22 protein-coding genes and 1 riboswitch are annotated in these 22,581 nt (G+C 70.2%); of the genes, 12 read left to right on the top strand and 10 right to left on the bottom strand.

The annotated features are described in order from the left end of the window. Positions 1 to 36 precede the first annotated feature (36 nt). Both ACIBVQ_RS16760 and ACIBVQ_RS16755 read left to right on the top strand, forming a co-directional pair. On the top strand, positions 37 to 684 hold the full coding sequence (locus ACIBVQ_RS16760) for a GntR family transcriptional regulator (protein ID WP_399178322.1): 648 nt from the start codon (positions 37 to 39) through the stop codon (positions 682 to 684). Between the two features lie 138 nt (positions 685 to 822). Then, a complete protein-coding gene (locus ACIBVQ_RS16755; RefSeq protein ID WP_352010494.1) occupies positions 823 to 1,044 on the top strand; it encodes a hypothetical protein in 222 nt (73 codons plus the stop codon). A 55-nt stretch (positions 1,045 to 1,099) separates the two neighbouring features. On the opposite strand, the gene ACIBVQ_RS16750 is transcribed toward ACIBVQ_RS16755, so the two are convergent. From ACIBVQ_RS16750 to ngcE, 4 genes are all read right to left on the bottom strand, one after another. Further along, entirely contained in the window at positions 1,100 to 1,390 is a 291-nt protein-coding gene (locus ACIBVQ_RS16750; RefSeq protein WP_352010493.1) for a 4a-hydroxytetrahydrobiopterin dehydratase, read from the bottom strand. Between the two features lie 117 nt (positions 1,391 to 1,507). After that, positions 1,508 to 2,386, bottom strand: coding sequence for a carbohydrate ABC transporter permease (locus ACIBVQ_RS16745; RefSeq protein ID WP_399178320.1), 879 nt, complete (start codon positions 2,384 to 2,386; stop codon positions 1,508 to 1,510). After that, a complete protein-coding gene (locus ACIBVQ_RS16740; protein ID WP_399178318.1) occupies positions 2,386 to 3,297 on the bottom strand; it encodes a carbohydrate ABC transporter permease in 912 nt (303 codons plus the stop codon). The genes ACIBVQ_RS16745 and ACIBVQ_RS16740 overlap by 1 nt, the downstream gene beginning before the upstream one ends. 6 nt (positions 3,298 to 3,303) lie before the next feature. Then, positions 3,304 to 4,761: an N-acetylglucosamine/diacetylchitobiose ABC transporter substrate-binding protein gene (gene ngcE, locus ACIBVQ_RS16735; RefSeq protein WP_399178316.1), complete on the bottom strand. Its 1,458-nt coding sequence runs from the start codon at positions 4,759 to 4,761 to the stop codon at positions 3,304 to 3,306. 330 nt (positions 4,762 to 5,091) lie between these two features. On the opposite strand from ngcE, the gene ACIBVQ_RS16730 reads away from it, so the two are divergent. From ACIBVQ_RS16730 to ACIBVQ_RS16715, 4 genes are all read left to right on the top strand, one after another. After that, complete coding sequence (locus ACIBVQ_RS16730) at positions 5,092 to 5,736, top strand: class II aldolase/adducin family protein (RefSeq protein WP_352010489.1); 645 nt, start codon at positions 5,092 to 5,094, stop codon at positions 5,734 to 5,736. Positions 5,737 to 5,809: 73 nt separating this feature from the next. Continuing rightward, positions 5,810 to 7,021 carry a DUF4032 domain-containing protein gene (locus ACIBVQ_RS16725; protein ID WP_362773784.1) on the top strand — a complete coding sequence of 404 codons (1,212 nt, stop codon included), beginning with the start codon at positions 5,810 to 5,812 and terminating at the stop codon, positions 7,019 to 7,021. Between the two features lie 152 nt (positions 7,022 to 7,173). Next, on the top strand, positions 7,174 to 7,755 hold the full coding sequence (locus ACIBVQ_RS16720; RefSeq protein ID WP_399178313.1) for a hypothetical protein: 582 nt from the start codon (positions 7,174 to 7,176) through the stop codon (positions 7,753 to 7,755). A 70-nt stretch (positions 7,756 to 7,825) separates the two neighbouring features. Beyond that, a complete protein-coding gene (locus ACIBVQ_RS16715) occupies positions 7,826 to 8,209 on the top strand; it encodes a roadblock/LC7 domain-containing protein (RefSeq protein ID WP_362909203.1) in 384 nt (127 codons plus the stop codon). 295 nt (positions 8,210 to 8,504) lie between these two features. Here the strand turns inward: ACIBVQ_RS16715 and ACIBVQ_RS16710 are convergent, their stop codons facing one another. Beyond that, complete coding sequence (locus ACIBVQ_RS16710) at positions 8,505 to 9,125, bottom strand: hypothetical protein (RefSeq protein ID WP_362773790.1); 621 nt, start codon at positions 9,123 to 9,125, stop codon at positions 8,505 to 8,507. A gap of 245 nt (positions 9,126 to 9,370) precedes the next feature. Next, a riboswitch (cyclic di-AMP (ydaO/yuaA leader) is annotated at positions 9,371 to 9,521 on the bottom strand. A 266-nt stretch (positions 9,522 to 9,787) separates the two neighbouring features. Between ACIBVQ_RS16710 and ACIBVQ_RS16705 the strand changes: the two genes are divergently transcribed. The 4 genes from ACIBVQ_RS16705 (at position 9,788) to ACIBVQ_RS16690 (ending at position 14,857) form a co-directional block, all read left to right on the top strand. Beyond that, the gene (locus tag ACIBVQ_RS16705) at positions 9,788 to 10,708 is read left to right on the top strand and encodes a lytic polysaccharide monooxygenase (protein ID WP_399178311.1); all 921 of its coding nucleotides are present in this window, start codon (positions 9,788 to 9,790) and stop codon (positions 10,706 to 10,708) included. Between the two features lie 127 nt (positions 10,709 to 10,835). Beyond that, positions 10,836 to 12,821, top strand: coding sequence for an ATP-binding protein (locus ACIBVQ_RS16700; protein ID WP_399178309.1), 1,986 nt, complete (start codon positions 10,836 to 10,838; stop codon positions 12,819 to 12,821). Next, positions 12,818 to 13,471, top strand: coding sequence for a response regulator transcription factor (locus tag ACIBVQ_RS16695; RefSeq protein ID WP_352010482.1), 654 nt, complete (start codon positions 12,818 to 12,820; stop codon positions 13,469 to 13,471). The genes ACIBVQ_RS16700 and ACIBVQ_RS16695 overlap by 4 nt, the downstream gene beginning before the upstream one ends. Before the next feature lie 78 nt (positions 13,472 to 13,549). After that, positions 13,550 to 14,857, top strand: coding sequence for an alpha/beta fold hydrolase (locus ACIBVQ_RS16690; RefSeq protein ID WP_399178306.1), 1,308 nt, complete (start codon positions 13,550 to 13,552; stop codon positions 14,855 to 14,857). Positions 14,858 to 14,875: 18 nt separating this feature from the next. On the opposite strand, the gene ACIBVQ_RS16685 is transcribed toward ACIBVQ_RS16690, so the two are convergent. From ACIBVQ_RS16685 to ACIBVQ_RS16665, 5 genes are all read right to left on the bottom strand, one after another. Beyond that, complete coding sequence (locus ACIBVQ_RS16685; protein ID WP_399178304.1) at positions 14,876 to 15,727, bottom strand: DUF4253 domain-containing protein; 852 nt, start codon at positions 15,725 to 15,727, stop codon at positions 14,876 to 14,878. Positions 15,728 to 15,884: 157 nt separating this feature from the next. Beyond that, positions 15,885 to 17,459 carry a beta-N-acetylhexosaminidase gene (locus ACIBVQ_RS16680; RefSeq protein WP_399178302.1) on the bottom strand — a complete coding sequence of 525 codons (1,575 nt, stop codon included), beginning with the start codon at positions 17,457 to 17,459 and terminating at the stop codon, positions 15,885 to 15,887. Next, positions 17,456 to 18,295, bottom strand: coding sequence for a carbohydrate ABC transporter permease (locus ACIBVQ_RS16675; protein WP_399178300.1), 840 nt, complete (start codon positions 18,293 to 18,295; stop codon positions 17,456 to 17,458). Before ACIBVQ_RS16675 ends, ACIBVQ_RS16680 begins: the two co-directional genes overlap by 4 nt. After that, the gene (locus ACIBVQ_RS16670) at positions 18,292 to 19,251 is read right to left on the bottom strand and encodes a sugar ABC transporter permease (RefSeq protein WP_362909213.1); all 960 of its coding nucleotides are present in this window, start codon (positions 19,249 to 19,251) and stop codon (positions 18,292 to 18,294) included. The genes ACIBVQ_RS16675 and ACIBVQ_RS16670 overlap by 4 nt, the downstream gene beginning before the upstream one ends. Further along, positions 19,248 to 20,510 carry an extracellular solute-binding protein gene (locus ACIBVQ_RS16665; RefSeq protein WP_352010477.1) on the bottom strand — a complete coding sequence of 421 codons (1,263 nt, stop codon included), beginning with the start codon at positions 20,508 to 20,510 and terminating at the stop codon, positions 19,248 to 19,250. Before ACIBVQ_RS16665 ends, ACIBVQ_RS16670 begins: the two co-directional genes overlap by 4 nt. A gap of 156 nt (positions 20,511 to 20,666) precedes the next feature. On the opposite strand from ACIBVQ_RS16665, the gene ACIBVQ_RS16660 reads away from it, so the two are divergent. Further along, entirely contained in the window at positions 20,667 to 21,473 is an 807-nt protein-coding gene (locus ACIBVQ_RS16660) for an IclR family transcriptional regulator (RefSeq protein WP_352010476.1), read from the top strand. A 103-nt stretch (positions 21,474 to 21,576) separates the two neighbouring features. Then, a complete protein-coding gene (locus ACIBVQ_RS16655; protein ID WP_352010475.1) occupies positions 21,577 to 22,521 on the top strand; it encodes a sugar kinase in 945 nt (314 codons plus the stop codon). Positions 22,522 to 22,581: the final 60 nt, after the last annotated feature.

The following is a 22,581-nucleotide window of genomic DNA, read 5'->3' as shown; positions in this document are numbered from 1 at the left end:
GGTAGGTTTCGGTCAAGATCAATCCCGAGGAGAGCCATGCCGATCGAGCGGCGTCCCCTCCGCGAACAGATCCGCGACGAGCTCATGCTCAGGCTCGACCGAGGGGACTTCGTGGCCGGAACGGACATCAACGAGGCCGCGCTGGCCGCCGAACTGGGCGTCAGCCGTACGCCGCTGCGCGAGGCGCTGATCACGCTCGCCGGTGAGGGCGTGCTGGAGAGCAACCAGGGCAGGGGTTTTCGGTTCGCCCCGGTGAGCCGTAAGGAGTTCCGCGAGCTGTGCGCCATCGTGGCGGCCCTTGAGGCGCTGGCGCTGGACAGCTCCGACCCCGCCTACCTCGGACGGACCGCCCCCGAACTGCTCAGGCTCGCCCAGGGGTTCTCCGACGACGTCGCCGAACAGCAGGACATCGAACGGCACGACGACGAGTGGCACGACCTGCTGCTCGGCGGCTGCGGCAACGAGCGGCTGCTCGACCTGATCACCAGCGTCAAGGCGGGGATGCGCCGCTACTCACACCTGGTCGCCGGGGAGAGCACCCCGATGGAACGCGCCGCCGAGGAGCACTGCCGGATCGCCGAGTGCCTGATCGCCGGCGACCTCGAAGGGGCCGCCACGGCCCTGCGGGACAACTGGGTCAACGGCATGGAGCGGATGATGTCCCGCATCCCCGAGACGCCCTGAGAGCCGCTCACAGGAAAGCGCCTCTCAGTCTCCCGGAGAGCGCCTCTCACTACCGGCCCATCTGACGCGAACCCATCATGGGATGCGACAGGCAAGCACGAAGGTGGTGACAGAGTGCGGTCCTCTGTGGAAGAACCCGTGAAAGAGACGGACGTCGAGCGCGTCCTCGGACGCTACGCCGGAACGTGGTCCATCTGGCGCAGCGACACCGGCCGGTGGTACGCGACCCGGCTGACCAGGGCCCTTTCCAGGGTCCAGCTGGACGCGAACCTCTCCATGACCGTCCACGCGGACGACGCCGAGGCGCTGGACGAGCTTCTCACGGAGCAGGAACGGATGGCCTCCGCCGCCCCGTCATGAGCCGCCGCGGGGACGGCGCGGCCCCCGCGGCCCGACATCCCGCGCTCCCCGCGGCTCAGCTGTACGGCGTGGCGATCTCGTCGATCCGGGCGGCGAGGGTGAGGTCCAGGTCGGTCAGGCCGCCCGCGTCGTGGGTGGACAGCGCCAGGTGGAGAGTGCGCCAGCGGATGTCGATGTCGGGATGGTGGTTCATCCGCTCGGCCTCCACGGCGACCTCGTCCACGATGCGGATGGCCGAGGGGAAGTCCTTCGCGGTGATCGTCCGGCGGATCTCGTCACCCTCGCGCCGCCAGCCGGGCAGGTCGGCCAGTCTCCGGTCGATCGCGGAGTCGTCAAGCAGGTCCATCGGTCCAGGAGATCACGCCGGTCGTCACGACGCCAAGCCCGCACGGCGCTTCGGCGCGCCGGGAGAACGCCGAAGGCGTGTCCCGCGGAGAGGTCCGCGGGACACGCCTGTTGTTCGTTACTTGACGGCGCCCGAGGTCAGACCCGACTGGATCTGACGCTGGAAGATGATGTAAACGATCATGACGGGGATGATCGCCATGCTCAGCGCGGCGAACAGGCCCGGCCAGTCGGCCTCGTAGCCCGCGTTCGTCGAGATGTTCGCCACGCCCTGGGTGATCAGCCACTTGTCCTCGACGTTGCCGGAAAGCAGCACGATCGGCAGGAGGTACTGGTTCCACTGACCCAGGATGTTGAAGATCGTGATGCTGATCAGGCCGGGCTTGGCCATCGGCACCATGATCTGGAAGAACGTCCTGGTGTGCGAACAGCCGTCCATCATCGCCGCCTCGGCCACCGAGGTGGGCAGCGTCTTGAAGAACGCCGACAGGAAGAACACCGTGAAGGGCAGCGAGTAGGCGACGTAGACCAGGATCACCCCGAAGTGGGTGTCGATCAGTCCGAGCTGGCGCACCACGAAGAACAGCGGCACCAGCGCGAGGAAGACCGGGAAGGTCATGCCCGAGACGAACAGGAAGTAGATCGCCCGGTTGCCGGGGAAGCTGTAGCGCGCCAGCACGTAGGCCGCCATCGAGCCGAGCAGCATGGTCAGCGCCGTACTGCAGGTCACCACGAAGACGGTGTTGAGCATGTACTGGCCGATGTGGGCCTTCTGGAAGGCCCTTCCCCAGGCGTCCCAGTGGTAGGACGAGGGAAGCGTGATGGGGTCGCCGAAGATCTCGGCGTTGGTCTTGAAGGACCCCAGGAACGTCCACAGGATCGGGCCGATGATCAGGATCGCCCAGATGAGCAGCGCCACGTGGGACAGCGCGCCGAAGGCCCCGAGGGAGTTGCGCCTGCGCCGCGGCCTGCCGTGGGAGGCGGGCTTGGAAACCATCAGAACTCGATCCTCTCGCGCCTGGTCACGCGCAGGGTGAGCGCGGCGAAGGTGATGGTCATGAAGAAGAGCACCACGCCCATCGCCGACGCGTAGCCGAACTTGGAGAAGTTGAACGCGGTCCGCCAGATCTCCAGCGGCAGGACCGTGGTCGAGTTGTCCGGACCACCCCGGTCGACCGAGAGCACCTGCACCAGGGCGAAGGCGTCGAAGGCCGCGATGCCCAGGTAGACCCAGGCGACCTGCATGGTGTCCCACAGCAGCGGAAGCGTGATCTTGAAGAAGAGGGTGGTGCGGTTCGCGCCGTCAAGCTCGGCGGCCTCGAAGACGTCCTTGGGGATGGAGGACATTCCCGCGGAGAACAGCACGACGTAGAAGCCGACCGCCTGCCAGACCATCACGCCGATGATCGACCACAGCGCCAGGTCGGGGGCGATCAGCCAGCCGACCGGGTCGATGCCGACCAGGTTGAGCAGGCCGTTGATGACACCGCTCTCGTCGGGACGGTAGATCGCCTGGAAGAGCACACCGACGATGGCCACCGCCAGGACCTGGGGCAGGAAGAAGATCACACGATAGACCTTCGAACCCCAGATCCCGCTCATCTTGCCGCCCCGCCGCCCTCCGCTCAGGTTGAGCAGGAAGGAGAAGAACAGGGCGATCACGATGGTGACCAGCGGCATGACAAGCAACAGAACACCATGGTGACGCACCGCGGCCCAGAAGACCTCGTCGTCCAGCAGCCGGGTGTAGTTCTCCAGGCCGATGAACTGGGGGTTCGCCGAGATGCCCTTCCAGTTGGTCAACGAGATGTAGAAAGCCTGTAGGTACGGGCTGATCACGAAGACCACGTAGAGGATCACCGGCGCGGCGAGAAAGCCGAAGATGAACCGGTACCTGCCATGCCGCATGGGGGACTACACCGTCCGCTTCTGCTTGGTGATCGAAGAGTCGGACTTCGACTTGTCGGCGGCCTTCTGCATGTTGTCGCAGAACTGCTCGGCGGAGATACGACCGAACATGAGGGCGTTGGTCTGCTTGCGCAGCTCGGTCTCCAGCTCCTTGTACCAGTTCTCGAAGGCGCTGAAGGTGACGATGTTCTGGCCCGCGGCGGTCTGCGCGGCGCTGAGGCTCGCGTTACCGGGCGACAGGTCCAGGCCGTCGGCGGCACCGGTCACAACGGTGATGTTGCCGGACTTCTCGGTGAAGCCGCGCGCGCCCTCCTTGGAGAGCATGATGCGCAGGTACTCAAGGCCGCCCTTGGGGTTCTTGGCCTTGGCGGGGACGATGTAGGCCTCGCCGGCGGCGGCGCGGATGGCCTCGAAGGGCATCTTGTCCGCGGCGGTGACGCTGGGGGTGGGCGTCAGGGCGTACTTGAACCCCTCGGGGGTCTGGCTCTTCTGCTCGTTCTCCAGCCAGGAGCCCGACGGGTAGAGGGCGACCTTGCCCTGGTTCTGGCGGGTCTGCACCTCGGTGTGGATCAGGCCCTCGAAGGACTTGTCCATGTACTTGCCGATCTCGGCCCAGGCGGCGGCGGCCTGCTTGACCGAGTCGCGCTTCCAGACGCCGTCCTCAAGGTTGTCGATGTCGATCAGGACCTGGTTGCCCTCGATCTTCGCGGCGGAGATGAGGATCATCCAGTACGCGTAGTAGGAGGCGTTCTTGCCCGCGTAGGCGAACGGGGTGATGCCCGCGGTCTTGATCTTCTCGCAGAGGGCCTTGAACTCGTCGAAGGTCTTCGGCGCGGTCCAGCCGTTCTTCTCGAACAGGGCCGAGTCGTACCACAGGCCGTAGGCCGAGAACACGTAGTTCATCAGGAACGGCTTGTTGTCGATGAGACCCGACTCGATGGTGCCCGGGGCGACGGTGTCGCGCACCTTCTTGGCGGGGTCGTCCATCGAGGGGGCGTCCCACAGCTCGGTGAGGTCCAGGAGCTGGCCCTCCTGCTGCAGAGCGCCGGTGTCCATGAGGTCGGTGCCGGAGTTGGCGATGACGTCGGGCACCTCGCCGCTGGCGAAGCGCGGCTGCAGGGTCTGCGCGATCTGCTGGGTGGCGACGTGCTTGACGGTGGCCTGCGGGAAGGCCTTCTTGTACATCGGCTCGTGGACGTCGGTGGCGTAGCTGTCACCGAGACCGCCCTTGAAGATGACGACTTCGAGGGGGGCGTTGGCGGCGACACCGAACGGGTTGGCCGGGGAGACCGCACCGCCCGAGGAGGGGGCCGCGGAGGTGGTGGCGGCGGGAGCGTTGCTGCCCCCGGTCGCGCACGCGCTGAGCAGTCCTGCGGCGGGGCCTGCGACGAGGGCGGTCAGGCCGATCCGGCGGAGCATCTGCCGCCGGGTGATATCTCCGGGCGTACCGGCCGAGTAGGACATTGTAACCCTCCTGGGCGGGGGATCAATTAGGAAAGTTTCCTAAACGTTTGCCTGAAGGTACGTAGCCCCGGACTACAGCGTCAAGGGTTCGCAGCCGGTCTAGACCGAGCCGTGATGTCTCTGCGACAAATCCGGTAGCAACGAGACAGCAAAGCAATCCTGACCTTGGCAGATTTGCACACAGTACCCGATACTTCGCACATCGCCATTGACTCGCGACATGCGTGTGGGTAAAGAATCTAGGTCCTGAAGCAACCCTTTGGGAAGAGCCGGTCTAGACCAGATAATGACGGTTTGCCGCATACCGCCGCAAGACCCTACTTTTGGGGCATGTTGCTGGCGGAGCAGCGTCGGCTGCTGTGTGAACACGGTCGCCGGATCGTGGAGACCGGGCTCGTTCTCGGGACGTCGGGCAATCTCAGCGTCCGTCTCGGCGACCTGGTCGCGGTGACCCCGGGCGGTCTGGCCCTGGACCGGCTCGAACCCGAGGCCTGCCCGGTCGTCGGCGTCGGGGGCGACCTCGTCGAGGGAGACCTGTCGCCCTCCTCCGAGACCCCCATGCACCTGGCGATCTACGCGGCGACGGGGACGACGGCCGTGGTGCACACCCACTCGACCTTCGCCACCGTGGTCTCGGCGGTCATGACCGAGCTGCCTCCGGTCCACTACAACACGACACTGCTCGGCGGCGTGGTCAAGGTGGCGGACTACGCCACGTACGGCACCGCCGAGCTGGCCGGGAACGTCATGACCGCCCTCGGCGACCGGCAGGCGGTACTGCTGGCCAACCACGGCGGGGTGACCCTCGGCGACGACCTCCCGCAGGCCTTCGAGGCGGCCAGGCTGCTCGAATGGCTCTGCGAGGTCTACGTGCGGGCCAGGGCCCTCGGCGAGCCGAGGACGCTCACCGGGGACCAGCTCTCCGCCGTCGTACGGCGCCGCCGGGCTCCCGCCTTCCCCCTCGGCGAGGACTGAACCTCCCGCGAGCCTCCCACCAGGCCCCCCGCGGGGACGACGTCCCCGCCCTGTCGACGTGAGGATCGACGCGATGCCCCTGCAGCTCACCGGCACCCCGAGCGACCCGGACCTGATCCGGCTGCCCTGGGACATCCCTCTTGAGAACTGGCCCGACCACCATCTGGTCGCCCTGCCCCGGGGCATCTCCCGGCACGTGGTGCGCTTCGCCAGGCTCTCCGGGAAGGTCTACGCGATCAAGGAGATCAGCGAGCACTACGCCAAACGCGAGTACCGCCTGCTGTGGGACCTGAACCGGCTTGACGCCCCGGCGGTCGAGCCGGTCGCCGTGGTCACCGGCAGGACCGACGCCGACGGTGAGCCGCTCGACTCCGCGCTGGTCACCGAGCACCTGCAGTTCTCCCTGCCCTACCGCGCGGTCATGTCGGGCACCATCCGCCCCGAGACGCTCACCCGGCTGCTCGACGCGCTGGCCGTACTGCTGGTGCGGCTGCACCTGACCGGTTTCTACTGGGGTGACTGCTCGCTGTCGAACGTGCTGTTCCGCAGGGACGCCGACTCCTTCGCCGCCTACCTGGTCGACGCGGAGACCGGGGAGCTGCACCCCATGATCAGCGAGGGGCAGCGGCTGCACGACATCGACGTCGCGCACGTCAACCTGTTCGGCGAGATGCTCGACCTGCAGGCGGGCGAGCTGCTGCACTCCTCGATCGACCCCGAGGAGGTCGCCGACTCGGTCTGCGCGCGCTACCACAGGCTCTGGGGCGAGCTCACCTCCGACGAGATCATCGAGGAGGTGGACTGGCACCGGATCGACCAGCGGATCCGCAAGCTGAACGACCTCGGTTTCGACGTCGCCGAGATGATGGTCCGCCGCAAGGCGGGCACGGGACGGCTGGTCGTGCGCCCCAAGGTGGTCGACGCGGGACACCACCAGCACAGGCTGTTCAGGCTCACCGGTCTGGACGTCGAGGAGAACCAGGCCAGGCGGCTGCTCAACGACCTCGACGCCTTCCGGGTCGCGCGCGGCCTGCGCCACGAGGACGAGGCGGTCGTGGCCCACCGGTGGCTGGCCGAGGTGTTCCAGCCGACGATCGAGGCCGTACCGGCGAACATGCGGCGCAAACTGGAGCCGGCCCAGCTCTTCCACGAGGTGCTCGACCACCGCTGGTTCATCTCCGAGAAAGCCGGGCAGGACGTCGGGCTGCCCGCCTCGACCGAGTCATATGTGAAGAATGTTCTTGTCCACAAACCCGACGAGAAAGCCCTCCTCCCCGACGAGTAGTAAACGTTCCCCTCGCCGGTTGACAAACCTTCTACTGCCCGGCGGAATTCTTTTCCTCGCCATATCTGACTTTTCATGAATAGCTCCGGGTTCGGAGCGGTTTCCCTACGCTGACCGGGCGGCGTTGTGGAGTCGTTGGCGAGGGGGACCCCGTGCTCGGAATCGAAGGCTGCCTGGCCGAGGCCATGGCCATCCCCGGCGCGCTGGACGCGGTGCTGATCGACCAGACCGGCGGGACGGCCGTGGCGGGCGGCGACGCGGCCCGCGAAACCGGCGCGGGCAGGGCCGTCGGGGGGCTCGGCGAGACCTTACGGGCGATGCTCGACGGCCTTGCCGTGAGCCTCCCCGGCGAGCCCACTGGAATCCGTGAAGTGATCATAACCACTGACGACGGATACCATTTACTAAAACCATTGGAAACGGTGTTCGACGGCCTGCTCGTGATTTATGTCCGTCTTGATGTACATCACGCTGATCTGGCCCTGGCGCGGCATCGTCTCCAGTCCCTGTCGGGTCACCTGACCGCCCGTGCCGGGGGTCTCACCGCCCCGCCGTTCCCGCGTGAGGAACGGCACCGGCCCGGCCCGCGAGGGTGCTTCGACACGGCCGGGCCACCGTGCCCGCCCGCGACCGGACCTCCCGCCGGGGCTCCCGGGGGGACCGTGACGGCGGGCGACCCCGCCGACGTCGACCTGCTCATCCGGCTGAGGAACGCGCTGAGGGCACTCGCCTGAGCCCGGTCCGACGCCTTCGATGACGCCCATGAAACCGCGGACGCTGAAGCGGACCAGAAGGAGGGTGCCGGTGGAAATCCGCGACGAGGTACGCCAGGAGATGACCCGGCTACGTGAGCGGACACCCGATGTGGACGGAAGCGTCGTGTGCGGCGCGGACGGCCTGACGATAGCCAGTGACCTGGACGGCGGTTTCGCCGAGCAGACCGGCGCCCTCTCCTCGGCGCTGCTGGCCCTCAGCCGCCGGATGGCAGACATGACGGGCAGGGGAACCTTCGAGGAGACGCTGGTCTCCGCGGCCGGCGGCTACGCGCTCCTCTACACCGCGGGCCCGAAGATCGTCCTCACGATCCTCGCCCGCCCGGGGTCCAACCTCGGATTGCTGCGGCTTGAGGGACGCAGGACGGCGGAGAACCTGGCCGCCATCACCTCCCGCGCCCGGACGCCCCGGTGACCGGAGCGGCGAGGACGACCGCGAGGGACCACGCGACGCCGAGGAGGGACCGAGGGTCCGGCCCGCGGGCCGTACGGCACGGCCGGTGAACACGGAACGAGGGCGGGCACCTGTGCGGGGTGCCCGCCCTCGTCCTTCCTGAGGGGGTCTCGGACTCCGAGGGGGATCGGAGGAGGGGTCCCGGGAGAGGAGCGGGACCTTCGGGGATCTCAGGAAGCGGGGATCCGAAGGGGGTCGGGGGTCTTCGAGGCTGGGGGATATTTCAGGGGGTTGGGGGATATTTCGCGATGAGGGGTTACGGCCGCGGCGCGTCGGCCAGGGCGGTCTGCGGCGGCGTGGCCGGGTTGTGGTCCATGAGCTTCCAGGCTCCGCTGGAGAAGGCCACGGGGTAGTTCTTCTTGCCGACGCCGTCGCCCCACTTGGTGATGACGTACTCGACCTTGATGTGCCCCTGGCCGTCGACACCGTCCACGCCCAGCGTGTCGGAGTTGAAGCTGCCGCCGGTCAGGTCGGCGAAGGTCTTGGCGTCGAGGTCGATCATGACGCCGCTGCTCGACGGCACGCCGGGGCCGCGGTCGCCGACGAAGAACTTGGCCTTCTTGCCGTTGTAGAGGACGTAGCCCTCGGTGAACAGCGGCCAGCTCGGGCTGGCGATCATGCCCTTCTGCATGGGCTTGCCGCTCGCGGGCAGACCGGTGTCACCGGCGCGGCCGGAGGAGTCGTCCCAGAAGTAGGAGGCCTTGGTCGAGCCCTTGAGCAGGACGGGCTCAGCGGCGGCCGGGGCGGTGGCGGTGGTTCCGGTGCCGGTGTCGGCTGCGGCGGGCAGCGCGGAGACGACACCCGCGGAGGTCAGGACGCTCGCGCTCAGGAGGGTGGCGGCGAGCAGACGATGGCGCAGGGCAGCGGAGAAACGCATGAAGACAGGGCTCTTTCACGAGGGAACAGGACAGCCGCTCGTGCCGGGCCGAAGACGTTCGGCGATCAGTGGGGCACGGGGCGTGAGCGCTCACAGGGAAGAGAGGCCGCACCAGGAAACAGGCGGGCGTACACGGAGCGCGGTGCGGAGCGGGGGTGCCGCGGTCAGGCGCGGCGGAAGTCTCAGTCGATCCGCGCGAAGGCGGTGCGTGCCGGTGGGTAGGCGACGACGTGATCCATGAGGGGATCTCCTCTCCATCTCGTCTACCGGGTTAGCTGACGGGTTCGGGCGGTGGAGTTGCCCTACCGCCGCGTTGTCGCGGCGGATTCACCCCAAAAGGTGGGTCCCCGGTTCCCGTCGCCCTCGGGAGGCTTCGGGATTCGACGTCGACCGACCGCTCCTTCTCGTGAGGGGCAAGTCACCGGTCGAGAACAACTAGGACACTACCCACCACAAACGGACAAAGCAAAGCAAAAGCCATGAAAACCCCAGAAGATCTACCTTCAACCCCCAAGAAAGGGACATTGGCCAGGTCTTGACCCCACTCCGCCCATGGCGTTAAGTTCGGTGAAACTGTTAGGAAACTTACCTAATAATTGACCCGTAATCATGGGCCTGACCTGCACGTTCTCCGCCCTTACACCCCCCAGGAGAAGCCCTTCATGAACAATCGGAAGCTTGGTGCGATCGCCGCCGCGGCGGCCGTACCCGTCCTGCTCTCGACGGTCATGGCCGGTTCTGCGTCCGCCCATGGATCGATGGGAACACCCGTCAGCCGGGTCTACGCCTGCTATCTGGAGAACCCGGAGTCGCCCGACACCCCGGCCTGCAAGGCCGCCGTCGGCAAATGGGACACCCAGCCGCTCTACGACTGGGACGAGTTGAACATCGGCACCGCCAACGGAAAGCACAGGGAGATCATCCCTGACGGGCAGCTGTGCAGCGCCGGACGCGCCAAGTACCGGGCCTACGACGCGGCCCGCACCGACTGGCCCTCCACGGCCATGCCTACCGGCGGCGGCGCCTACACCTTCCGCTACCCCTACACCGCCGACCACCCCGGCACCTTCGAGATCTACATCACGAAGGACGGCTTCGACCCGCTCCAGCCGCTGAAGTGGTCGGACCTGGACTCCACCCTGCTGGCGAAGGTCAGGAACCCGTCCAAGGTCAACGGCGAGTACGTCATCCAGGGCCAGCTGCCCCCGAAGACCGGCCGCCACATCATCTACTCGATCTGGCAGCGCTCGGACAGCGCCGAGGCGTTCTACACCTGCTCCGACGTGACCTTCGGCAACGTGTCGACCCCATCCCCGACCCCGACCGCCACGGCGACCGTGACGGCGACACCCACGGTGACGCCGACGCTCACCCCGACCCCCACCCCGACCGTCTCCCACACCTCGACGCCCACGCTGACGACGACCGCGACGCCGCCCGCGCAGCCCTGGGCCGCCGGTGTCTCCTACTACGCCGGGAGCGTGGTGACCTACGGCGGCTCCGCCTACCGGTGCCTGCAGGCGCACACCTCCCTGCCCGGCTGGGAGCCCGCCAACGTCCCCGCGCTCTGGCAGCGCGTGTGACCCGGTACCCGCCGTACGGGCCGTGAGGCCGTAGGGCACGCGAACCCCTCCCATCGGCTCCCGGGCGCGGGGCCGGTGGGAGGCTCGTTCTTCCGGACATCACGGGCAAACCCGGTAGCGTGAGCGCGTGTCACTGACCCTCGGCTGTTGCCTGGCCGCGCTGGTGACCGTCGCGGCGCTCTACGCGCTGGCCCTGTACGGCACGGCGGGAACCGCGGCGGCCGGGGCCGTCGCCGTCACCCTCGTGGTGGCGATCACGATCGGCGTCGTGAACGGAAGCCTCAGGGACGCCGCCGGCTTCGGCACGCTCGCCGCGGGAGCCGCCGCCGTCGTGTGGTCCCTCGGCCGCTCCCACCGGCGGCGCAGGACGGGCCGGGCCTCGCTCGCCGCCTACCGCGCCGCCTCGGCCGCCATCCCCAGACTCGCCGCGACCACCGAGCGCGACCGGCTGGCCGCCGAACTCCACGACGTGGCCGCGCACCGGCTGACCGGCATCGCGGTCGCCTCGGCCGCGGCCCTGCGGCTCGCCGACCCCGTCATGACCGCGGAGGCGACCGCCCACGCCGCCGAGGCGGGCCGTCTGGCCGTCGCCGAACTCGACCGCCTGGCCCGCATCGACCGGCGCGGCGGCGAGACGACGCTGGCCGACGTCGACGCCCTGGCGGGCCATCACCCCGGGGCCGACTACCGGCGCACAGCCGCCTCCGCGCCACCCGGGACCGCGGCGCTCGCCCTGCGCATCGTCAGGGAGAGCCTGACAAACGCGATGCGTTACGCCACCGGCGCCGCCGTACGCGTCCGGGTCGAGGAGAACGCGGGACACCTGGTGGTCACGGTCACCGACGGGGGCGGTCCCGCCGCCGGAGGGCTCGGCACCGGAACCGGCCTGGCCTCCCTCGGCAGGGCCGTACGCGCCGTGGGAGGGACGCTGAGCGCGGGCCCCGAGGGGGCCGGATGGGCCGTCAGAGCGGCGCTCCCGCTGCCCTCCCCGGCCACAGGGCCCGCTGCGCCCACCGCGTCCTCTACGTCCCCTGAGCCCCCGCGGCCCCTGTGGTCACGCCGTACGGCGGGCTGGCGGGGCGCCGCCGCGCTCGACTGGGCCCTCGTGGTGCTGGCGGTCGCGCTGCCCGCGGGATTCGGGCTGCTGGCCACGGAGGCACCGCGGCCGTTCGTCTCCCCCGCCTCGGGCACGCTGCTGCTGGTCCTGCTCGTCCTGCACGCCCTGCCGCTGCGCGGGCGCAGGCTGGCGCCGAAGCTGAGCCTGGCCGTGGCGCAGGGGACGTTGCTGGCCTGGCTGGCGTGCGACGCGGCGGGGCTGACCGTGCCGCACTCCGCCCAGCTGGTCCTCGTGTGCTGGTGGGTCGAGCTGACGCTGCTGTACACCGTCGGCGCGTACGGCTCCCGCGGCTGGCCCGCCCCGCTCGTGGTCGCCGGGCTCGCCGCCTTTCCCCTCGTCCCGGGCATGACGGGCCCTCCCCTGGCCGTCTGGGCCACGCTGAGCGCGGGGATGGCCGTACCGACGGGGCTGGCGTGGGGGTCGGGGCTGCTGGTCGGCGGGCGCAGGCGCAGGCGGTGGCGGGCCGAGGCCCTCGACCGGGAACGCCTCGACCGCCGCACGGCCGAGGCCGCGGGCGCCGAGCGGAACCGGATCGCCGCGGGGCTGCGCCGTACGGCGGGGGCACGGGCGCGGGCCGTGGTCGAGGCGTCGGAACAGGGACGGCTCGACCTGGTCCTCACCGAGTCCAGGGCCGGGCTCACCGCGCTCAGGGAGCTCCTCGACGAGCTTCGCGGCGGCTGCGACCCGGCGGACGACACACCTCCCCCGGTCGTCGCCGGGATCGCGGCACTGGCCGTCAGGCGCGGGGCCTTCGTCGAGCACGAGGGACGGCGCCGTCCGCTGCCCGCGACGGTCGAGGTGGCCGCCTACCGTCTGGCCGAGGCGCTGCTGGCCGACGGCGTGACGGTGACGGTGACCTACCGCGACGACGGCCTGGTGCTCTCCGGTCCCGGGGAGGCCAGGAAGGTGCGTGCCACGGTGGACGCCGCGGGCGGTACGGTCACCGAGACGAAGGACGGGATTCGGGTATGGCTGCCGGAGGTGTTCCCAGCGTGATCCGGGTGACGGTCGCCGACGACCAGGCGGTGGTCAGGATCGGCATCACCGCGGTGCTCGACGCCGAGCCGGACATGACGGTCGTCGGCCAGGCCGCCGACGGCGAGACTGCGGTCGCGCAGGCCACGGCCCTGCGCCCGGACGTGGCGGTGCTGGACATCCGGATGCCCGGGCTCGACGGGCTGGCCGCGACGGCCAGGATCACCGCCGAGGTCCCGGCGACGCGGGTGGTGGTCCTGACCACCTTCGGCCTGGACGAGTACGTGTTCGCGGCGCTGCGCGCGGGGGCCGCGGGATTCATGCTGAAGGACGCCGACCCCGGGCGGATCATCGACGCGGTCCGGGTGGTCGCCGGGGGCGACGCGCTGCTCGACCCCGGGGTGACCCGCAGGCTGATCGACCGTTTCACCGGCAGGCCCGGCCCCGAGGAGGCCGCCAGGCTCTCCGGCCTGACCCCCCGTGAGACGGAGGTCCTCCTCCACGTGGCCCGCGGCCTGTCGAACGCCGAGATCGCGGCGGCGCTGGGCATCAGCCCGGCGACCGTCAAAGACCACGTCGCGCGGATCCTCGCCGAACTCGGGGTCCGCGACCGGGTGCAGGCCACCATCGCGGCCTACGAGGCCGGTCTGGTCCGTCCCGGGGCGCGGTGACCCCCCGCCGCGCGGCGGGGTGGGAAACGGTTCTCCGGCAGGACGATCACCGGGAGTGACGTTCCTAGCGTGAGTTCCATGACAGAACCATCCCCTTCCCTGCCCGCCTCCAGGGCGCCGCTCGTACGGCGCCTGGCCGGGGGCCTGCTGCTCGTGGTCACCGCCCTGGCCGCCTCCGCCGCCGGTGTGGCCGCCTTCCTCGGCACGGCCGCCGCAACCGCGTCGGTCCCGGCGCTGTGCGCGGCGGGCCTGGTCACGCTCGTGATCGTCGCGTTCCTGCTCGGCCTGCCCTGCCTCGCCCTGTACGGCGCGCGCCGCCGTACGGTCGCCTCCGCCGTGTTCGCGGCCGTGGTCGCCGTCGTGGTCGCGGGGACGGCCACCGTCACGGTGTTCCGGCCGCTGCCGGTGATCGCCCACGGTCCCGCCCCCGCCGGTGTCGGGTTCTGGGACCTGCCGACCGGCTCCAGGATCGCCTACGTCTCCCTCAAGGCCGCCAAGCCCCGTCCCACCCCGGTGATCTTCCTGCACGGCGGTCCCGGCACCCCGGACGAGGGACTTCCCGACAGCGGCGCGGAGCTGGCCGCGCTGGGCTTCGACGTCTACTCCTACGACCAGCTCGGGGCGGGCAGGTCGACCCGGCTCGCCGACGTCTCCGGCTACACCGTCGCCCGGCACGTCGCCGACCTCGACGCGATCAGGAAGACCATCGGCGCGGAACGGGTGATCCTGGTCGGGGAGTCGTGGGGCGGCTCGCTCACCGCCCAGTACATGGCCGCCCACCCGGACAACGTGGCCAAGGCGGTCTTCGTCTCGCCGGGACCGATCTGGGAGGGCGCCTTCCCCGGCGGGAACTACGGCAGCCCCTGGGACCGGGTCGCCCCGCAGGACCGCGCCCGTTTCGACGAGCTGAACGAGGAGCCGAGGGTGCTGGCCCTGTTCACGCTGATGGGGATCAACCCTGAGGCGGCGCACGCGCTGGTCCCCGACGCCGAGGCCGACTCCCACCTGCACCGGCTCGCGCTCGCCGGCAAGGACGGGACCGGGTGCACGGCGGGCCCGCCGACCAAGCCGCACGACAACCCGCAGGGCTTCTACGTCAACCAGGTCACCAACGCCGACTTCGCCGGGATCACCGACCCCAGGCCCGCGCTGCGCCAGGTGCGGGTGCCCTCGCTCATCATGCGGGGCGAGTGCGACTACGTCGCCTGGCGGGTGACCCGCGACTACCGGCGCACGCTGCCGGAGTCGAGGCTGGTCTACGTACGGGGCGCGGGTCACGCCGTCGAGCGGGGGCAGCCGAAGGTGTACCGCTCGCTGCTGCTGGACTTCCTGCTCGACCGGCCGCTCGCGCTGCCCGACCACTCCTCGGCGCAGCCGCCGAAGTGACCCGGGCGCCCCGGACGGTCAGTCCCACCAGAACGACCAGGCGTTCCTCCCCGTGATCCGCTCGGCGTAGTCGATCAGCGTGCCCGAGCTGTAGGTGACGCTGTCCGGGCAGAACGTCCAGTGCTCCGCGGCGACGTGCAGGGCGTGCTCGGGGGTGACGGGGGGCGCGGCGACGCTGAGGTCCAGGGTGTTGAACCCCAGGCCGACGACCCTGGCCCCGAACCTGTCCTCCCAGCTGCGCAGGACGGCGGCCAGCGGGACCATCCACTCGTTGTGGTTGAGCGCGCCCTGCCAGCCCATGACGGCCAGCACGTCCGCGCCCCGCTCCGCGGCCACCAGGCCGAGCGGGGCCCTGCGCTCGGCGACCAGCCCGGCGTACCAGTCGGCGACCACGTCGGGATCGGCGACGAGACTGCCCGCGGGGGCGGGTCCCGGGCACTGCGGGCCGTAGGGGGCCAGCAGGTCCAGCTGGTCGGCGCGGGCCCGTTCCACCCAGTCCGACCACACCTCGGCCATGAACGCGTCCGCGCGGTAGTTGTCGATCTCGGCCGCGGCGTCGGGGGCGATCTGCCCGGCCGACCAAGGCTGTACGGAGTCCTCAAGGAGCACCGGCCACAGCCCCGAGTGCTCGTGTTCGGCCCGCAGCCTGGTCCACAGGTCGGCGGAGACCGCCTCGTCACTGAGCCAGAAGGCCGGGAGATGGTCCAGCGAGAACTGCGAGTAGTCGGGGTCGGGCCACACCAAGTCTCCCGGGGGCAGCTCGGCCGCGATGCTGCGTCCCTGCCCGCCGTCGGCGAACAGCTGGCCCAGCAGCGGCGGAAGTTGCCCACGCTCGCAATCGCTCATCCCCACCGATCCGATCCTGACCACGGACCAATTTTGGCGCGTCAGGCGTGCCGAGCGACAGTTATCCCCCTCACCGACGGTAAACGCCCAGTACAGGGCTCATAGGACGGGCGCCCCGCCCCCTCGCGCAGGCGCCTGCGCGTGACGAAAGAGGGCGGGGCGCGTGACGGACAGGAAAGCGTTACGGGTGGGCGGGCCCCTCGCCGACGCCGAACCCGGCGATCACCGCCTCACGGTCGGCCCTGCTCATCGGCCAGCCGGGCGCGTCGGGGCGGCTCTGCCACGGTTTCGGCCCCTCCTTCGGCCGGTACTCGACCCCCAGCGCGTCGAGCCTGGCCGTGTGGACCTCCAGCCGCCCGGCGAACTCCTCGTACGGCGTGCGCTCCGCCGCCCACACGACCTCGGCGAACGCGCACAGCCTGGGGAAGACCATGTAGTCGACGGCCCTGGCGTCCTCCATGTGCTCGGTCCAGACGTTGCACTGGGCGCCGATCACCAGGGGGCGGTCCCGCTCGTCCATGCCGGCGGGGACGGGGTCGAAGGCGTGGACGTCCCGCAGGGTGAGCGGCGGCCCGATCGGGATGGGCTCATCGGGCGACTCCGACTGCCGATAATCCAGATAGACCGACATGTCAGGACAGGCGACCACCCGGTGACCGGCCCGCGCCGCCACCGTCGTCGCCTTGGGCCCGCGCCAGGCCGCCACCGTCGTCCCCGGCGTCGCACCGCCCTCCAGGATCTCGTCCCACGCGTACGGCGTGCGCCCGGCGGCGGCGACGTGCTCCGCGACGGCCCCGATGAAGACGGCGCGCGCGGCCGGGTCCCCCGGGCACTCGTCCCCGCCGATGCCGATGTGGGAGGAGGGGAAGAGCTCCATGACCTCGTCCAGGACGTCACGGCAGAACTCCAGGGCCGTCGGCGAGGTGAGGTCGAGGATGTCCTCGGAGACCCCCCATCCGGTACGGACCTCAGTGGGCCGCAGCCCCAGTTCCGGATAGGCCGCGACGACGGCCTGGGTGTGGCCGGGCAGGTCGATCTCGGGGACGACGGTGACGAACCTCTCGGCCGCGTAGGCGACGATCTCCCGCACGTCGTCGGCGGTGTAGAAGCCGCCGTGCGGGCGTCCGACGACGGTCTCGTGCTGGCGGGAGCCGAGCATGCTCGCCGGGCGCCAGCCGCCGACCGAGGTCAGGCGGGGATACTTGGCGATCTCAAGACGCCATCCCTGGTCGTCGGTCAGGTGCAGGTGGAGCACGTTCAGCCGGTGCAGGGCCAGCAGGTCGACGAAGCGCAGCAGGTCGGCCTTGGGCATGAAGTGCCTGGCGACGTCCAGCATGCAGCCGCGCCAGCCGTACGCCGGACGGTCCTCGATCTCGACGGCGGGGGCGGTCATCGGCGCGCCCGCGACGGGGGCGCGCCGCAGCGCGGCGGGCGGCAGCAGCTGCCGGAACACCTGGGCGCCGTTGAAGACCCCCGCCGCGTCGCCCCCGGTGATCCACACGCCGGAGGAGGTGACCCGCAGCCGGTACGCCTCGGCCCCCAGGTCCGGGTCGAGGGCCAGGGTGAGGCGCCCCTGCTCGGGCCCCTGCGGCGGCAGCAGCGCGCAGCCGGTCGGCGGGCCGAGCGTGGCGCGCAGCCAGGCGGCGACCGACGCCAGCTCCCGAGGGGCGTCGAGCGCGGTCTCCGGGACCAGGGTGAAGGCACCCGGGCCCGGCCTGACCGTGGACGGTCGCGGAAGCAGGCCGTGGGCGTTCAATCCTTCACCGCCCCGCCGAGCCCGGCCACCAGTCTGCGCTGGACGGCCACGAAGAAGATCAGCACGGGAATTGTCATCAGCGTCGAGGCTGCCATGATTCCCCCCCAGTCGTTCTCGTCGGGTTTGAAGAAGACCAGCAGGGCCGCGGGCAGGGTCTGGTTGCCCGTGGCCGAGATGATGAAGGTCCTGGCGAAGACGAAGTCGTTCCAGGCCGCGATGAAGGAGAACACACTGGTCGCCACCAGACCCGGCGCGACCAGCGGGAACAGGATGCGCCACAGCACGACGGGCCTGCTCGCCCCGTCGATCATCGCGGCCTCCTCAAGAGACTCGGGGACCGCGGCGACGAAGCCCCGCATCATCCAGACCGCGAACGGCAGGCTGAAGGCCAGGTGTACCAGGACGAGCGAGCCCAGTGTGTTGAGGCCGACACCGGGCACCGCCGTACCCAGGTCCCGGATCAGGAAGAACAGCGGGATGGTCAGCGCCTCGACGGGCACCATCTGCGCGATCAGGAACATGATCAGCACCGTGGTGCGGAACTTGAAGCGGAACCGGGTCACCGCGACGGCGGCCAGGAAGGCCACCACGCCGGAGAGCACGACGACGGACATGGCGACGACGAGACTGTTGAGGAAGTAGCGGCCGAAGTTCTCCCCGCCGAGCACCCGCTGGAAGTTCTCCAGGGTCGGCGCCAGGGTCCACGGACGCACCTGGAGCGACTGGATCTCCCCCGCCGGCTTCACCGCGGACAGGACCATCCAGTAGATCGGGAAGAAGGTGACGAACGCCGCGACCACCGCCACGACATTGGCGACCAGGCGGGACCTGCTCACAGCTTCTCCCCGTTGCGGTGGATGGCGCGGATGTAGAACAGGGTGACCACCAGCAGGATCAGCGTCATGACCACGCCGATCGCCGAGCCGAGGCCGTACTCGGAGGAGCCGAAGGCCGTCTGGTAGGCGTAGACGTTGAGCACCGAGTTCTGGCCCGCGATGCCGCCCCCGTTGGTCATCACGTAGATCTGCGTGAAGATCTTGAAGTCCCAGATGATCGACTGGATGACGACGATCGTGATCAGCGGCCGCAGCATCGGCACGATGATCCGCCAGAAGGACTGCCAGACCGAGGCTCCGTCGAGTGAGGCCGCTTCGAGCACCGAGCCGGGGATGGCCTGGATGCCCGCGTAGAGGGTCACCATGACGAAGGGGAAGGAGTGCCAGACCACGGTGACGCCGACGACGCCGAAGGTGACCCACCGGTCGTAGAACCAGTTGAAACCCTCGATGCCGAGGACCTGGTTGACCAGCCCCAGGTCGGCGTCGAACAGGAACATCCAGACGGTCGAGCCGGTCATCGCGGGCGCCGCCCACGCGGCCATCGCGGCCAGCGAGAGCAGCAGCCGGGGCACCCTGCCCGCCCTGGTGAGCACCACGGCCAGCGCCGCGCCGACCGCGAGCGTCGAGACCACCAGCGCCGCGGCGAACACCAGCGTCTGCCCGAGCACCGACCAGAAACGGCCGTCGGCGGCCAGGAGGGCGTAGTTGCCCAGCCCCACGAACCGGGTCGGCTGCCCACCGCTGACCTGGGCCTGCCGGTAGTCGAAGACCGACAGCAGGCCGAGCATGTAGAGCGGGTAGCCGAACAGCGGCACCAGCACCGCGGCGGACGGCAGCAGGTAGAGCCACGGCCGCAGGCGGCCACCCCCGCGAGCCCGGAGTCCCGGGCCCGCGGGTACCTTCGGCGTCTTGGACGCCCCCGGTGCCACGGTCGCGGTGGTCGCCGAGGTCATGACCGGCCGAAGGCGGTCTTCACCGCCGCCGCGGCCTCGTCGGTCGCCTGCTCGACGGTGGCCTGCTTGGTGGCGATCTTCTGGAGCATGGTCGGGATGACCTTCTGGTTGTCGATCTTCACCCAGGCCGGGTCGATCGGCACGAAACGGGTGCCCGCGGCGACGGTGTCGAGGAACGGCTTGAGGAAGGAGTCCTTGGCCGCCAGTTCGTCACGCGCCGAGGTCAGGGTGGGCAGGTTGCCCATGGCCTCGTACATCTTGGTCTGGTAGGTCTTGCCGCCGAGCAGCTGCAGGAACTTCACCGCCAGCGTGCGGTGCCGGCTGTTCTTCATGACGCCGAGGTTGTTGCCGCCGGAGAAGGCCGGGGCGGGGGTGCCCGCCTTCGAGCCGGGCAGCGGGATCACGGCGTACTTGCCCGCCGCGGCGCCCGCGTCGACCGCGGCGCGGTTGAAGTTGCCGAGGATGCCCATGGCCGCCTTGCCGCTGGCGAACAGCTCGACGGTCTTGCCGCCGGTCAGGCTCGCGCAGGCCTGCGGCGGGCAGACGTCGTCGCTGAGCAGGTCGGTGTAGGCCTTGACGCCCGCGCGGGACTCGGGGCCTGCGAGGTTCTCGATGTCGCCGCCGGCATCCCAGACGAACGGCATGGCGCCGAAGGTGTACTCGCCGCCGACGGCGATGCCGTACAGGTCCGGCTTCTTCTTGCGGATCTCGCGGGCGGTCTCGGTCAGCTCGCCCAGGGTGGCCGGGGGCTTGAGGCCCAGCTCCTCGAAGACGTCGGTGCGGTAGTAGAGGGCGCGGATGCCGATGTACCACGGCAGGCCGTAGACCTTGCCGTCCACGGTCGCGGACTTCAGCAGGTCGGCGCCGACGTCCTTGCCCTCGGACCAGGCCGACAGGTCGGGGCCCAGGTCGGAGAAGCCGCCGGCGGCGGCGTACTCGGCCAGGTCGGTGTTGCCGTACTCGGCGACGTCGGGCGCGCTCGCCGGGTCGTTGAAGGCGCCCTTGAACTTCTCGTGTCTGGCGGGGGTCGTCGGGATGTAGGCGACCTCGACCTTCACGCCCGCGTTGGCGGCGGTGAACTCCTTGATCGCCTCACCGACGACCTTCTCCTTGGGGGCGCGGTTGGGCTCGTCGAACAGCCACACCCTCAGGGTCCCGGACTTCTCGTCACCCCCGCTCGCGGCCGGGGCGGTCGACGGCGCGCACGCGGCCAGGGCCAGCAGGGCCACGCCCGCGGCGGCCCAGTTCAGGATCTTCACAGGTCTCTCCTCCCGTTGGCGGCAGACCCTAAGAAGGGGGCGCCTGTCACCGGAAGGGGGGAATGTCCTTTGTTCTGCACTGCAGAACCTTGTGTCGCAAACTGGAAAGAAGACTTCCAATTCCCATAGTTTGTGGTTCGTGCCCGACTCAGCCTGATGACCACACGTGAGGGCGTGATGAACGAACCTGCGCCGGAACGCAACCAGTCAGCCTCGCTGCGGCGAGCCCTGGCGGTACTGGAACACGTCCGTGACCACGCGGGGGCGGGCCAGGGACTCTCACTCACCCGGCTCGCCGAGGCCACCGGCCTGTCCAAGAGCACCGTGCTCCGGCTGACCCTCCCGCTCATCGAGACCAGGCTGCTCGACCGGGACCGCAAGACCGGGGCCTACCGGCTCGGGCACGGCTCGCTCCACCTGGGCCAGGCCTACCTGTCCACGCTCGACCTGCGGACCGTCGCCGCCGAGGAGTCGCACCGGCTGATGACCGAGGTCAAGGAGACCGTCCACCTCGTGGTCTACGACCCTCCCGAGGTGGTCTACATCGACAAGGTCGAGAACGAGGCCACCGTGCGGATGGCCTCGCGGATCGGCAGCAGGGCGCCCGTCTACCGCACCGCCGTCGGCAAGGCCATCCTCGCCTGGCAGCAGGACGAGGACGTCGAACGGGTCGTGGCCGCCGGGATGCCGCGGATGACCCGCCACACCATCGTGGACGCCGACCGCCTGCGCACCGAACTCGGCCGCATCCGGCAGCGGGGCTACGCCGTCGACGACCGCGAGAACGAGCCCGAGGTGCGCTGCGTCGCGGCGCCGATCTTCAACCACGCCGACAGCGTGACCTCGGCCATCTCCATCTCCGGGCTCACCTCACGGATCACCGCCGTCCGGGTTCGCGATCTGGGACCGTTGGTCGCGGAGACGGCGCTGCGCATCTCCAGGAAGCTGGGCTCGACCCGCTGACCGTTCACAGACGGGGCCCGGCGTCGGGGGGGACGCCGGGCCCGTGGAGGCAGGGGACCGCCTCCACCCGCATGTCCGACGAGACCAAAAGGACCAACCTTTGATGATCGACCTGGTGACGCTCGGGGAGAGCATGGCGCTGTTCACCGCACGCCGTACCGGGCTGCTCCGGCACGCCCGCGACTTCGGCCTCGGTGTGGGTGGCGCCGAGTCGAACCTGGCGATCGGCGTCAGTCGCATGGGCCGCCGCGCGGCCTGGTTCGGCCGGGTGGGAGCCGACGAGTTCGGAGAGCTGCTGCGCTCGACACTGGCCGGCGAGGGGGTGGACGTCCGGGGAATGATCGTCGACCCCGAGGCGCCGACGGGCCTGATGGTCAAGAGCAGGCGGACCGCCGAACTGGTCGACGTGCGCTACTACCGCTCGGGCAGCGCCGGGTCCCGGCTCCGCCCTGGCGACCTCGACCTGCCGACGTTGCGCTCCGCCCGGGTGCTGCACGTCACCGGCATCACCCTCGCGATCTCCGCCTCCGCCGCCGAGACCGTGCGCGCCGCGGTCGCCGAGGCCCGCGCCGCCGGGGTGACGGTCTCGCTCGACGTCAACTACCGCCGCGCCCTGTGGAGCCCCGCCGAGGCCTCGGCCGCCCTGCGGGACGTCGTGGCCTCCACCGACGTCCTGTTCGCCACCGAGGCCGAGGGCGGCCTCCTCGCCGAGGGCGACGACCCGGTCCGCCTGGCCAAGTCCCTGTCCGCTCTCGGCCCCCGCCACGTGCTCGTCAAACGCGGCGCGCTCGGCGCCGTCGAACTGTCCGACGGGGTGCTGCGGCACGCCGAGCCGTACCGGGTGACCGAGCTTGACCCGGTCGGGGCGGGCGACGCCTTCGCCGCGGCCTGGCTCGCCGAGACCATGGAGGAGGCCGACCCGGAACGGCGCCTGGCCACCGCCTGCGCGGCCGGGGCGTTCGCGGTCACCTCGGAGGGCGACTGGGAGAGCCTCCCCCGCCGCCGCGACCTCTCCCTGCTCTCCCCCTCGGACGCCGTCAGCCGCTGACCGTCCGAGGCGCCCGCCCCCTGACCCGCCGACGGTTCCGTGGGACGCTTGGCACGCGAA

Origin of the sequence: Streptosporangium sp. NPDC049376, from assembly GCF_044466505.1 — a bacterium.
Taxonomy (GTDB): domain Bacteria; phylum Actinomycetota; class Actinomycetes; order Streptosporangiales; family Streptosporangiaceae; genus Streptosporangium.
This window is presented reverse-complemented; position numbering and strand designations above follow the sequence as displayed.